General features: G+C 71.3%; 11 protein-coding genes. 5 read left to right on the top strand and 6 right to left on the bottom strand.

The window, feature by feature from the left end:
- Nucleotides 1-189: 189 nt before the first annotated feature.
- Nucleotides 190-717 (top strand): DinB family protein, encoded by a 528-nt coding sequence (locus DEJ51_RS10000; RefSeq protein ID WP_150257288.1) that lies wholly within the window; start codon nt 190-192, stop codon nt 715-717.
- Between the two features lie 1717 nt (nt 718-2434).
- Here the strand turns inward: DEJ51_RS10000 and DEJ51_RS09990 are convergent.
- On the bottom strand, nt 2435-3118 hold the full coding sequence (locus tag DEJ51_RS09990) for an HAD-IA family hydrolase (RefSeq protein ID WP_150257287.1): 684 nt from the start codon (nt 3116-3118) through the stop codon (nt 2435-2437).
- Nucleotides 3119-3252: 134 nt separating this feature from the next.
- Nucleotides 3253-4131 carry a peptidoglycan-binding domain-containing protein gene (locus DEJ51_RS09985; RefSeq protein WP_150257286.1) on the bottom strand — a complete coding sequence of 293 codons (879 nt, stop codon included), beginning with the start codon at nt 4129-4131 and terminating at the stop codon, nt 3253-3255.
- A gap of 204 nt (nt 4132-4335) precedes the next feature.
- On the opposite strand from DEJ51_RS09985, the gene DEJ51_RS09980 reads away from it, so the two are divergent.
- Nucleotides 4336-6405 carry an MDR family MFS transporter gene (locus DEJ51_RS09980; RefSeq protein WP_150257285.1) on the top strand — a complete coding sequence of 690 codons (2070 nt, stop codon included), beginning with the start codon at nt 4336-4338 and terminating at the stop codon, nt 6403-6405.
- 57 nt (nt 6406-6462) lie between these two features.
- Here the strand turns inward: DEJ51_RS09980 and DEJ51_RS09975 are convergent, their stop codons facing one another.
- A complete protein-coding gene (locus DEJ51_RS09975) occupies nt 6463-6975 on the bottom strand; it encodes a GNAT family N-acetyltransferase (RefSeq protein ID WP_223835742.1) in 513 nt (170 codons plus the stop codon).
- 106 nt (nt 6976-7081) lie between these two features.
- Between DEJ51_RS09975 and DEJ51_RS09970 the strand changes: the two genes are divergently transcribed.
- Nucleotides 7082-7501, top strand: a complete 420-nt coding sequence (locus DEJ51_RS09970) for a nuclear transport factor 2 family protein (RefSeq protein WP_150257284.1) — start codon at nt 7082-7084, stop codon at nt 7499-7501.
- 69 nt (nt 7502-7570) lie between these two features.
- Nucleotides 7571-8320, top strand: a complete 750-nt coding sequence (locus DEJ51_RS09965; protein WP_150257283.1) for an L-2-amino-thiazoline-4-carboxylic acid hydrolase — start codon at nt 7571-7573, stop codon at nt 8318-8320.
- Nucleotides 8321-8380: 60 nt separating this feature from the next.
- Here DEJ51_RS09965 and DEJ51_RS09960 read toward each other — a convergent pair whose 3' ends face one another.
- Both DEJ51_RS09960 and DEJ51_RS09955 read right to left on the bottom strand, forming a co-directional pair.
- Nucleotides 8381-8713, bottom strand: a complete 333-nt coding sequence (locus tag DEJ51_RS09960; RefSeq protein WP_150257282.1) for an antibiotic biosynthesis monooxygenase family protein — start codon at nt 8711-8713, stop codon at nt 8381-8383.
- 177 nt (nt 8714-8890) lie between these two features.
- Nucleotides 8891-9094: an antitoxin gene (locus DEJ51_RS09955; protein WP_150257281.1), complete on the bottom strand. Its 204-nt coding sequence runs from the start codon at nt 9092-9094 to the stop codon at nt 8891-8893.
- 354 nt (nt 9095-9448) lie between these two features.
- Here DEJ51_RS09955 and DEJ51_RS09950 point away from each other — a divergent pair, with 354 nt between their 5' ends.
- Nucleotides 9449-11494, top strand: coding sequence for a bifunctional glycosyltransferase 87/phosphatase PAP2 family protein (locus DEJ51_RS09950; RefSeq protein WP_150257280.1), 2046 nt, complete (start codon nt 9449-9451; stop codon nt 11492-11494).
- A gap of 69 nt (nt 11495-11563) precedes the next feature.
- Here the strand turns inward: DEJ51_RS09950 and DEJ51_RS09945 are convergent, their stop codons facing one another.
- A complete protein-coding gene (locus DEJ51_RS09945; RefSeq protein ID WP_150257279.1) occupies nt 11564-12505 on the bottom strand; it encodes a GlxA family transcriptional regulator in 942 nt (313 codons plus the stop codon).
- Between the last annotated feature and the right edge of the window lie 9 nt (nt 12506-12514).

Here is a 12514-nt window from a genome sequence, read left to right as displayed (position 1 = left end):
ATCTCCTTGCGGGGAGGCGGCGTGCAGGACACGCTCGTGCGCGTGACCGATTCCACCGCCTCCGCCGCCGCCACCGGCCCCGCCACCTCCACGGGCCCCGCCACCTCCACGGGCCCCGCCGTCGAGGCCGCACCCCGATCCGCGCCCGCGCCGGTATCCACCGAGGACCGGCAGTTCGGCTGGTCCAACATGTTCGTCCACCCCGACGAGGACACCCGCACCGACGGCGGGTTCAAAGGCGAGCGCGCCGTACTCGCCGGCTACCTGCGCGACCAGCGCCTGACGTTGGAGCTCAAGTGCTCGGGCCTCGACGCGGAGGCCCTGGCACGCCGCTCGGTGGAACCGTCCAACCTGTCCCTACTGGGTCTCGTACGCCACCTCGCGGGCGTCGAGCAGTACTGGTTCCGGCAGGTCATGGCAGGCCAGGAGGTACGTCGGCACTACCGCTCGGAGGAGGACCGCGCGGGGGAGTTCACCGGTGCGGTGGCCGACCCGGAGGTGGTCGCGGACGCGTGGGCCACCTGGCGCGCCGAAGTCGCCTTCGCGGAACAACTGGTGGCGGACGCCCCGGACCTGGACGTCACAGGTGAAAGCACACACGGCGACAAGCCGATGGAGCTCCGTGAGGTCCTGATCCACATGATCGAGGAATACGCCCGCCACAACGGCCACGCGGACTTCCTGCGGGAACGCATCGACGGCCGGGTGGGCCAGTAACGACCTCCGGGGCGGGCGCCTCCCGTCCGGACGGGCCGTGGTGATGTGGGTTGCCGGGGGCCCGGCGCCGGGCGCCGGGCGGGGGCTGCGGCGGGCGGGGTCGGACTCTCGCGCGGCGGCCTCGGGAGGGCTGATCCACTCGGGCGGGATCGGTGATGCGGGTGGGGTTTCCCGTCAGTCTCATCGTCTCTCCGGGTCGGGCCGGTCCCTCAAGGGCGCTCCTCCTACGTCGTCGCGTCGCTACGCGATGGCCTCCAGCCACCCTTGACCGACCGACCCGCCCCGGAAATCCGAAGACTGGCGGGAAACCCCAAAAGAACGAGCCGGACCGTCGAGCCAGGGACGGGCGGGTTGGAGACGCCAGGCCGGGTCGGCCGTGGGGACGATTGAGAGACGGGCCCTGAAAGGATCTGCCGGGTCGGGGGAGGCGCAGCAAATCGCTACGCGCTCCTCATCCCTCAGCGTCCGACGACCGTCTTGGGCTGGACATAGGCCGCCCACCCTCGTGGGGATTTTTCATCTCTCGGCGTCCGACGACCGTCTTGGGCTGGTCATAAGCCGCCCACTCTCCCGGTGATTTCCCATTCACCGCGTCTGATGACCGTCCGTGGCCGGTCATAGGCCGCCTGCCATTCACGTGGTTGTGCGTGACGGCGTCGGACGATCGTCCGTTACCGGTCGTGGGCCGTCCGTCATCCACGTGCCTTTGTATGACGGGGTCAGGCGACGGTCTGTGGCTGGCCATGGGCCGCCCGTACCCCAGGGGGCTCTTCTTTGACGGCGGCTGGCGGCCGGTCCGCCTGCCCGGACGCGTCGTGGGTTCGTGTCGGGTGGGTCTTGGTCGTTGGCTGGGGTGGAAGGGCGTGGGACTGCGGCTATTTCGTCGTGGATACGGGTCAGTGCACGAGGGTGGTCTGGAAGGCCGACAGCTTGCACCAATTGCCCCTGTTTGACAGTTGGTTTGTGGTGTCGTGTTGGTGCTGACCCGGTTCCACTACGGATCAGCCGAGGTATGGGCCGTCAGCCCCTCCAGCAGCCCCATCAACCCCCAACCGGCCGCTTGTCGCGGTCTTGGAGAAGCGCGTAGTGATCTGAGGCGGCTTATGACCGGCCCAGGACGGTCGTCGGACGCGTGAGGGAGAAGGCCCATGGGGTGGTGGGCGGCCTATGTCCAGCCCAGGACGGTCGTCGGACGCTGAGGGGTGAGGAGCGCGTAGCGATTTGCTGCGCCCACCGCCCAGGGCTCGGGTCTGGATGCGCCCGCCTCTCGGTCGTCCCGGCGCCCGACCAGGCCGGGCATCGTCGACCGTCCCGTCCCTGGAAGTGTCGTCCGGCTCGTTCTTTTGGGGTTTCCCGCCAGTCTTCGGATTTCCGGGGCGGGTCGGTCGGTCAAGGGTGGCCGGAGGCCATCGCGGAGCGACGCGACGACGTAGGAGGAGCGCCCTTGAGGGACCGGCCCGACCCGGAGGGACGATGAGACTGACGGGAAACCCCACCCGCGTCACCGATCCCGCCCGAGGGGATCAGCCCTCCCGAAGCCGCCGCCCCGCCTTCCGGGCCTTGTTCGAGTGGCTCCCGCACCTCGGAGCTCCGGCCCCGCCTTCCGGGCCCTGCATGAGTGGCTCCCAGCCGCCCCCGAAGCCCCGCCCCACCCGTCCCCGTAGCGCGCTCTCGGGGTCGCGCGGGTTGGTCGTCAGGTCGTCCGGTCGTCGAGTGGTCAGGTCGTCGGGTGGAGCGTGATGGTGATCGAGCCGTCCGGGGCGGTTGTGACGTGGAGTGCCGTCAGGTCCGGGACGTGGGCCGTCGGGGCGTGGGCGGCCGCGCGGGGGCCGACGCCGATCACGCGCATGCCCGCCGCCCGGCCCGCGGTGATGCCGGCGGCCGAGTCCTCGAAGACGATGCAGTCGGCCGGGTCCACGCCCAGCGCGGCGGCGCCCATGAGGAAGCCCTCGGGGTCGGGCTTGCTGGCCTGGACGGATTCGGCCGTGACCCGTATCCCGGGCATGGGCAGGGCTGCGGCGGTCATCCGTGCCGTGGCGAGAGCGGTGTCGGCGGAGGTGACCAGGGCGTGCGGCAGGCCGTCGAGCGCGGCCATGAACTCGGGGGCGCCCGCGACCGGGACCATGCCGTCGGTGTCGGCCGTTTCGCGGGCCAGCATCACCGCGTTCTCGGCGTGGTTGACCTCCATGGGGCGGTCCGGCAGGAGTACGGCCATGGTGGCGTAGCCCTGGCGGCCGTGGACCACCTTCATGGCTTCCTGCGGGTCCAGCCCGTGGGAGACCGCCCAGTCGTGCCAGCAGCGCTCGACCACCGCGTCGGAGTTGACGATCGTGCCGTCCATGTCCAGGAGCAGGGCCTTGGCGGTCAGGGTGACGGGTGCGGTGGTGGTGCTGGCCGGCATCGGCGGGGCTCCAGACGGGGCGGGAAAGAGAACAAGTGGTTCCGTCCACCGGTCAGGGAATGAGGACGGAACCACTTTGTTCCCTCACGATACAAAACAAAGGGCGGTCCGCGCCACCGGCGGACATGTGACCCTCATCCCTCCAGAGCCTTGCGCGTCACCGGTCCGTAGAAGCCCCACTCCTGATCGTCGATGCCCCTGTCGTACTGGAACTCCGACACGGCCTCCTCCACCCGCCAGTCGAACCGGCCGTTGATCCGGCCCCGGTACAGGCCCTGCGCCGCCAGCAGCCGCTGGAGCTTCTCCACCTCCGAACCCGAGTCCCCGTGCCGCAGCGTCGGAGCCTGCACAGGAGGCGGGCTGGAGGAGCGGCTCACGCTCGGGGACGGGCTGGGGGACGGGGGCGGCGAGGTGCGGGACGCGCTCGGGGACGGGGACGGCGACGCCGACTTCGAGGCACTCGGTGACGGGGAGGCCGAGGGGGACGGGCTGTGCTTGCTCGGGGACGGGCTCGCGGAGGACGCGGCCGGCGCCGCGCTCGTCACCGGCACCGAAGCCTTCGCCTCCATCAGTACGGCCTCGGTGTCGCCGGAACTCGGCAGCGCCCACACCGCAACGGCCGTCCCGCTGAGGGCGACCGCCGCCGCGGCACCGATCAGCAGCGCGAGCGGCTTTCGGGCGGCCGGGCCGGTCCGCTTCTCCGGGCCCCCGCCCCCACCCCCTCCCGCTTTGCTGTCGTACGTGTGGCCCGGTGCCGGTGCCGGGATCGTCCGGAGCTGGACCGTCTCGGCCGGGTGTGACGCGGGCGCGGGCGTGGCGGGGCCCGCGGGCCACGGTCCGTCCTGCGGCGGCACGGGTATCCCGTACGCCGGAGTGTCGTCCTCCGCCGGAGCATGCACCGGCGCGGGCGCCGGGCGCGGCTCCGGGGCCACCACTGCGGACACCGGCTGCGGGGACACCGGGGTGTCCTGCTCGCCGGGGTCGGGCAGCGTCACGTACGGACGGATGCGCAAGGGGTTGAAACCCACACCCGGCACGCACCCGCAGCCGGTGCCGGCGGCACCGCATTCTGGACAGTGCTGACGGCTCACTGGACTCCCTCCCTGGTTATTGCCTGCGATTATGCAGACCCGCAGGAGCCCTCCCAACCGTCCGAGAGGCCATAACCGGACACACCGCTCAGGATGGAGATGTTGATCCGGCCTGAGGAGGTATCGATGGCTCAGGATGTGACCGCGCAGGGTCCGGGCCCCGTTCTCGACCCGGAGAAGACCGGTCCCGGCGCCGAGCACGCCTCCCGCGACGTACTCGTCTCCATCGGAGCCCTGCTGCTGGGCCTGCTGATCGCCGCACTCGACCAGACCATCGTCTCCACCGCGCTGCCGACCATCGTCAGCGACCTCGGCGGCATGGCGCACCTGTCCTGGGTCGTCACCGCCTACATGCTCGCCTCCACCGCCGCCACCCCGCTGTGGGGCAAGCTCGGCGACCAGTACGGGCGCAAGAGGCTCTTCCAGTACGCCATCGTCCTCTTCCTCATCGGGTCGGCGTTGTGCGGGATCGCCCAGGACATGCCCCAGCTGATCGGCTTCCGGGCCCTGCAGGGCCTGGGCGGCGGCGGGCTGATCGTGCTGTCGATGGCGATCGTCGGAGACATCGTCCCGCCGCGTGAACGCGGCAAGTACCAGGGCCTCTTCGGCGCCGTCTTCGGCGCGACGAGTGTGCTGGGCCCACTGCTGGGCGGTCTGTTCGTGGACAACCTGTCGTGGCGCTGGGTCTTCTACATCAACCTCCCGATCGGTCTCGTCGCGCTCGTCGTCATCGCCGCCGTCCTGCACATCCCGGCGCGCTCCGCGAAGCACACCATCGACTACCTCGGCACCTTCCTCGTCGCCTGCGTCGCGACCTGTCTCGTGCTCGTCGCCTCGCTCGGCGGCACCTGGGGCTGGGGCTCGGCCCGGATCATCGGCGTCGCCCTCCTCGGCGCCGTACTGCTCGCCTGCTTCCTCCTCGTGGAACGCAAGGCCGCCGAGCCCGTCCTGCCGCTGGGACTGTTCCGTATCCGCACCTTCACCCTCTGCTCGGCGATCAGTTTCGTCGTCGGCTTCGCGATGTTCGGCGCGATGGTCTACCTGCCGACATTCCTCCAGATCGTCCAGGGCGTGTCACCGACCATGTCCGGTGTCCACATGCTGCCGATGGTGATCGGCATGCTGATCACCTCCACCGGTTCCGGCCAGATCGTCAGCCGGACCGGGCGCTGGAAGGTCTTCCCGATCGCGGGCACGGCGGTGACCGCGATCGGTCTGCTCCTCCTGCACCAGTTGCACCGCACCAGCTCGACCTGGGAAATGAGCGTCTACTTCTTCGTCTTCGGCGCCGGTCTCGGCCTGGTCATGCAGGTGCTCGTCCTGGTGGTGCAGAACGCGGTCAGCTACGCCGACCTCGGGGTCGCCACCTCCGGTGCCACCTTCTTCCGCTCCATCGGCGCCTCCTTCGGCGTCGCCATCTTCGGTACGGTCTTCACCCATCAGCTCGACGACAAGCTGGCCGCCTCCCTCGCGGGCGTCACACTGCCGACCGGTGCCAGCGTCGCGCAGCTGGAGGCGGACCCGCGGGCCATCGGCGCACTGCCCGCCGAGCTCCAGCCGCAGGTGCTCGACGCCTACGCCACCGCCATCACCGACGTGTTCCTCTACGCGGTGCCGATCGTCCTGGTCGCTTTCGTGATCGCCTGGTTCCTGAAGGAGGACAAGCTCCGCGGCTCGGTCACCGCCCCTGACGTGACGGAGACCCTGGCCTCCAACCCCGTCCAGCGCTCTTCCCACGACGAGGTGGCCCGCGCCCTGTCGGTCCTCGGGACCCGTGAGGGCCGCCGCCACGTCTACGAGAAGATCACCGCGAGGGCCGGCTACGACCTGCTGCCCGCGTCCAGCTGGATGCTGCTGCGGATCAAGAGGTACGGCTCCGTGGAGCCCGCGATACTCGCCGAGCGCACCAATGTGCCGCTGAAGGTCGTCACGGACGCCGCCCGGCAGATCGAGGAGCGCGGCCTCGCCGTCCGGGACGGGCTGCCGCTGGTCCTGACCGGCGAGGGGCGTGCGTGCGCCGCGAAGCTTGCCGAGGCCCGGCAGGAGTCCCTCGCCGAGCTGCTCGGCGACTGGTGGGGCCCGGACCGGCCGACGGACCTGGTGAAACTGGTCCGGCAGATCAACAAGGAGCTGTGCGGATCCGACGCCGAGGAGCCCTACGACGCCTTGCCGCGCCGGGACCATGCCGCCCACTAGCAGCGGTCGCCGTGCCGATGTGCGGCACGGTCGCCGGGGTACTGCGGTACGGGCGGCTCAGGCCAGACGTTTCTCGAACCAGTGCTGTGCATACGGGCCGGAGTTGTAGGCGGGTATTTCCGCATACCCGTGGCGCGCGTACAACGCCCGGGCCTCCACGAGATCCGACCGGGTGTCCAGCCGGACCCGGTCGGCGCCGAGCGCACGGCTCTCGGCTTCCAGGACCTCCAGCAGGGCCGCCCCGCCGCCGGTGCCGCGGGCGCGCCGGTCGACGTACACCCTGGTGAGCTCGGCGGTGCGGGAGTCGAGCAGACGGATCCCGCCGCAGGCCAGGGGCTCGCCGTCCAGTCTGCCGACGACGAACTGCCCCGTCGGCGGGACCAGTCCGTCGTCCGGGAAGTCCAGCAGCCCCTGGTCGATCTCGGTCTCGGTGACCTCACGTTTCCAGTAGCGGCCGGCGACCTCGGCGTAGTACGCGCGGCGCAGGGCGGTGGCGTCCCGGGTGGTGAACGGCTCGGGAGCCACGGTCCAGGACAGGGTGGGTGTGCGGGGTTCGCTGTGAGTGGTCATGCGGTCATTGTGGAGTCGGGGGTGGATGTCCCGCGTGGAATATCCACAAGGCCGGGCCGATGATAGGAAAAGGACATTCCCTGCGTACCCGGAGGGTGGGAACGCCATGTCAGAGCATCCCGACTGTGCCCTGGTCCGCCGCGGTTACGAGGCCTTCGGCAAAGGCGACATGGAGACGATGAGCACGTTGCTGACGGCCGATGTCATCCACCACGTGCCGGGCGCCAACCCGCTGTCCGGGCACCACAAGGGGCGGGAGAACGTCCTCGACCTCTTCCGCCGCCTCGGAGAGGAGACGAAGGGCACCTTCCGGGTGGATCTGGAATCGGTGCTCGCGGACGGCCGCGGGCACGTGATGAGCTTCCACACGGCACGCGCCGACCGCGGTGACCGGGGCATCGAGATCCGCCAGGGGCTCTTCTTCACGATCATCGGCGACAAGATCACCGATATCGACCAGTGCACCGCGGACATCGACGAGGAGGACGTCTTCTGGAGCCAGGGCCAAGGCCAAGGCCAGGGCTAGGGCTAGGGCTGGAGCCAGTGCCGTGACCGTACAGGTTCGCCGGGAGGCGGTCCCCAGGCAGGTGACCTCGTGAACGTCATCGACAAGGCGATCGGAGCGGAGGCCCACTGGTTGATGGGCCGCGTCATGCCCCGCAAGTTCCTGGGCGAGGTCCGCAAGCACCTCCACCATGTGGCACCCGAACGCGAGAAAGAGCTGATCGGCGCTATCCGCGCGCGGGCGGAGGAGGTCGAGGCCGCGGACGCGGACATGGCCACCGACGCATCCTCCAAGGGTGCACTGGCCATCGGCGCGGTGGTGCTGGCCGCCTTCGAGACGCTGCTCCCCCTGTTCGACGGGGACGACAGACGCACGATCCGCTATCTCCAGCACGCGATGAGCCCGGTGCTGAGGCGCCCGTACGACCTGACCTTCTCGACCCTCAACGAGCGGGACCACGCGCTCGACAAGATCGAGAAGACGTGCCGCGTGATGGTGAAGCTCTACCCCGCTCGCTTCGAGTTCGACTTCCAGCGACCGGAGCCGGGGCTCTTCGAGATGAACGTCAGGCGCTGCTTCTGGCACGACTTCTTCGCTCGCCACGACGCGACACCCGTCACGACCGTGATGTGCGCGTTCGACGTGAACTTCATGAAGGCGATCGACCCCGCCGTCAGCGGACTGCGCGCCGAACGCACGTCGTTGCTGTCGCTCGGTGACAGCAAGTGCCGCTTCGCCGTCCTCGAAACCGACGACCCCCTCCACGGCTACGGCGACGCTCTTGAGACGCGGTTCGCCGACGGCGAGGACGGCGAGGACGGCGAGGACGGCAACGGCTGACCGAGGACGGCAGCGGCTGACGGGCCGGGCCCGTGGCACGGGTCACCGGCCCGCGTCCCGTCAGGCCTGCTTCGGACCCGCCTGCTGCACGACCTCGAACGACCACACCGTCGAGGCGGAAGCCGCGGGCTTCGGCCGCTCGCCGCCGCCCTCGCCGCCACCCTGGTGAGCCGCCTTCATCGGACCCTCCATCCACGCCTGGAAGTCCTGCTCCGAACGCCAGCGCGTGTAGACCAGGTACTGGTCCGTGCCCTCCACCGGGCGCAGCAGCTCGAACCACTCGAACCCGTCCGAGCTCTCCACCGCCCCGGCCCGGGAGGCGAAGCGCTGCTCCAGGATCTCCCGCTGCTCGGCGGGAACCGTCAGTACGTTGATCTTTACGACGCTAGGCACAGGAAACCTCTCATGGAACACGGGCCGGGTCGCACGCCCGGCCTCGACGACATGCGTGCAGTTTCCTACATCCGCCCCTCCGCAAGGCCGCAGGGACCGCGCCTCGGTGCGGTCCCTGCGGCCTTGCGGTTCCTGCGGTCCATGCCGTCCATGCGGCCCTGCGGTCGCCCGGCCGTCTCAGGTCTGCGGCGGCCGGCCCTCCCCGGGCCTGGGCGGCTCCTTGCCGATCTGTTCGTTGAGCTTCTGCTGCGCCGTGTCGACCTGGCTCTGGTACTTGTTCCCGGTCTTCGCGTCGAAGGCGTCTCCGGCCTTCTCGACGCCTTGGCGGGCCTGGTCAGGGTGTCCCTTGATGAGGTCCTTGAGCTTGTCGAGCATGGACATGAGCCGTCCTCTCCACGGAATGCCTGTACACCTCAGCTTCACCACGAAGTCCGCTGCCCGCACCTGGAGGACCCGGCGAGGGGCTGGAGAGGTACTGGAGAGGGCCTGAGGGACCCCGCCCGGAGCCCCGGCCGGACGGCAAAGGGGCCGTCCCGGCCGGCGGACGCTGCGCCGGGCATGCGTCAGCCCGGGGCGTCGAAGAGCGCCTTCGCAGGTCGGCGGGCCCGGCGGCCTGCTCGATACCGGTGAGGTCCGTCCAACGCATCCCGTGGGGGATATCGTCGTGCGGGTAATGGAGCGCGGCAGCCAGGCGAAGTCAGGGTTGCGGTCAACAGGGCGGGAGGCCGGCGAGGCGTGGCTAACGCGGCAGAGCACAGCGGTGCGAACGGACATGCCGGAGTCATAGGCGATCACGGCAGACTCGGGGCGGCTCGCCTTCTCCTGTGGGCGCTGGCCGGTGCGCTCGCCGTCAGACAGGCCGCCACCGTGCTGCGGGTGCCGCCGGCCGAGTGGCTGAGCGGCTTCCACCTCCCCGGCCGCCTGCCCGGATCGCTGTACGACACCGGCCAGTTCTCCGACACCCCGTTCGCCGGGCTGGTCCTCAAGCCGCTGGTCGGCCTCGCCGCCCCGTCGCTGGAGGTCGCCTGGACCTGCGTGACGCTGCTGTGCGTGGCCGCCATCGGGCTCGTCGCCGCCCGCGGCCTGCCCGACCCGGTGCCACGGCGCACCGCGCTGCTCGCCGCACCCGTGCTCACGGCCCTGATGATGGTCTCGCTGCCCGTCCGTGAAGCCGCCTCACCGGGCCAGACCGCCGTCCTGCCCGTGCTGCTGGTGCTGCTCGCCGTGTTCCGGGTGCCCGGCGACCGGCCCGCCGGCTTCCTCGTCGGCCTCGCCGCCGCGCTCCAGCCCGCGCTCCTGCTGTTCGCCCCGCTGCTGTGGCTGACCGGACGCCGCCCCACCGCGCGCACCGCCGCCGTGACCTTCGCCGGAGCCACCGCGCTGTCCTGGGTGGCGATGCCGCGCGATTCGTGGACGTACTGGGTCGAGCACCTGGCCGGTACCGGTCTCGGCGGGGCCCCCGACGGCCTCGCCAACCAGTCCGTGCACGGCGCGCTGCTGCGCCTCGGCCTGACCGGCCCCGCCGAGATCCTGCTCTACGCCGCCCTCGCGGCCGCCATCGTCTGGATCGGCCTGCGCCGCGCCGTCCGTTACGCCCAGGACGGGCAGCTGCTGCTCGCCGTCGCCGTCACCGGCTGCATGGCCGTCGCCGTGTCCCCGGCCGGCTGGCGCCACCAGCTGCTGTGGGTGCTCCTGGCCGTCGCCGGCAAGGTGGGCAGGCGGGCCGCCGACCGGCCCGTGTGGCCGGTGGCCGTGGTCCTCGCCATGACCCTGCCGAGCGCGATGCTGCTGCCGAACCTGGCCGCACTGGCCCCCGTACGCGACAACGTGCCGCTGCTCACCGCCGTGGCCGCCGCCTGCGCCGTACCGTTCCTGCCGCGCTCGTCGGCGTACTGGCGCGAGCCGGTACCCACCGCCTACGGGCGGCCCGCGAGCGCCCGCTGGGCGAGGGTGCCGCTGATGCCGTTCTGGCGGCGCGTGCTGTCACGGCCGAACCTGCTGCTGGAACTCCTGCTGATACGGGTGGGTTACTCGCTCTACTCGCACATCCGGGCCGCCGCGCCCACCAGCCGCGGCCTCGCCGAGGGCAACGGCAGCCAGATCCACGGGATCGAGCGCGCGCTGGGCATCGACATCGAACACGCCGTGAACCACGCCGTGGTGAACACGCCCTGGCTGGAGGCGTTCTTCAACTTCTACTACACCTCCTTCCACTTCGTCGTCCCGCTGACGATCCTGGCGGTCCTGTACTGGCGGCGCCCCGGGGACTACCGGTGGGCGCGGGCCTCGCTGGGGCTGGCCACGGTGCTGGCCCTCATAGGTTTCTGGCTCTACCCGCTCGCGCCGCCGCGCCTGATGCCCGGCCTCGGTTTCATCGACACCGTGCACGGGCCGCAGGACCTGGCCAACCCCTCGTACGGGGCCATGACCGCGATCTCCAACCAGTACGCGGCGATGCCCTCGCTGCACTTCGGCTGGTCCCTGTGGTGCGGGATCGTGATCGTCGTGCTGGCACCGAAGGGCTGGCAGAAGCTGCTCGGCGCGCTGCACCCCCTGATCACGGTGTGCGCGATCGTGGCCACCGCCAACCACTGGGTGCTGGACGCCGTGGGCGGGGCCGTGGTCGTGTCCGCCGGCTTCGGGCTCGTGTACGTGCTGTCCGGGCCGCGGGGGCTGCAGGCCAGCCTCCCGGCGCAGGCGCGCAGGGACGAGGCGGAACGGGCGGCGCCCGCCGCGCCCGGCACGAGCACCGCCGAGCCCGTGGCGGGGGCGCGTTCCTGAAGAGCGACCCCGGGGCCTCGGTCCCCGTCGCGCGCTCGGCCGGAAGGCGTCCGTGCGGCTCCGTCGGTATCAGCTCCCGTCCCGGCGCTTGCGCAGCAGCGTGCGCAGCGGTCCCGGGCTCTCGTACCCGACCCGCCGGGCGACCGCTGCCAGCGGCAGGTCCGTGGTGCGCAGCAGGTGTTCGGCCTGCTCCACCCGCAGGTCCTGCACCAAGCCGACGGGTGTGCGGCCGAGCGTACGGGCGACCGCGCGCTGGAGGGTGCGCTCGCTGACGCCGAGCTCCCGGGCCGCCTCCGTGATCGGCGCGGGGTCCGCGAGCCGGGTCCGCGCCCACTGCTCGAAGGCGGCGACGAGCGGGTCGTGGCGGGCCAGGGCGCTGGGGATGGCGTACGCCGCCTGTGAGGCGCGGTCGTCGACGACGAGGTAGTGCCGGACCAGATCGGCGAGGGCGGGGCTGCGCGTCCCGACGATCGACAGGGCCAGGTCGAGATGGCTGAACGCGGCGCCCGCCGTGGTGACCCCGCCGGAGCTGACGACCATCCGGGTCTCGTCGAGCGTGACCCGGCGGTAGCGGTCCCGGAAGACGGGGGCCAGCCACCAGCTGGTCGTGGCCCGCTGCTCGTCCAGCACCCCGGCCTCGGCCAGCAGGAACGTTCCGGTGCAGGACGTCGCCAACGGGGTGCCGCGCTCGCGGGCCCCGGTCAGGATCCGGCGGGCCGGCCGGTACGCGGCCGACGCGACGGCCTTCACGAGGAGGTCCGGGCGGCGCTCCATCAACGCGGGCACCACCAGCAGGTCCGCGTCCTCGGCCACGGCGGCCGGTTCGGTGTCGATGCGGTGGCCGAGGCCGGTGCGGATCCGGCGCCGCACGCCCACGGTGCGGATGTCGAAGGCGGGCGGCGCGGCTCCCGCCACCTGGCGGCGCAGCGCGTGCGCCGTGTGCAGCACGTCGAGGACGGCGGAGATGCCCGAGTCGAAGACCCCGTCGAGGGCGAGAACAGCGACTTTCACCGCTCCACC

It is taken from the genome of Streptomyces venezuelae (assembly GCF_008642275.1).
Taxonomy (GTDB): Bacteria; Actinomycetota; Actinomycetes; order Streptomycetales; family Streptomycetaceae; genus Streptomyces; species Streptomyces venezuelae_E.
This window is presented reverse-complemented; position numbering and strand designations above follow the sequence as displayed.

Coding starts and splice junctions, on each gene's coding strand:
- DEJ51_RS10000 (WP_150257288.1), top strand. CDS start 190: ATGTTCGTCCACCCCGACGAGGACACCCGCACCGACGGCGGGTTCAAA.
- DEJ51_RS09990 (WP_150257287.1), bottom strand. CDS start 3,118: ATGCCGGCCAGCACCACCACCGCACCCGTCACCCTGACCGCCAAGGCC.
- DEJ51_RS09980 (WP_150257285.1), top strand. CDS start 4,336: ATGGCTCAGGATGTGACCGCGCAGGGTCCGGGCCCCGTTCTCGACCCG.
- DEJ51_RS09975 (WP_223835742.1), bottom strand. CDS start 6,975: ATGACCACTCACAGCGAACCCCGCACACCCACCCTGTCCTGGACCGTG.
- DEJ51_RS09970 (WP_150257284.1), top strand. CDS start 7,082: ATGTCAGAGCATCCCGACTGTGCCCTGGTCCGCCGCGGTTACGAGGCC.
- DEJ51_RS09955 (WP_150257281.1), bottom strand. CDS start 9,094: ATGTCCATGCTCGACAAGCTCAAGGACCTCATCAAGGGACACCCTGAC.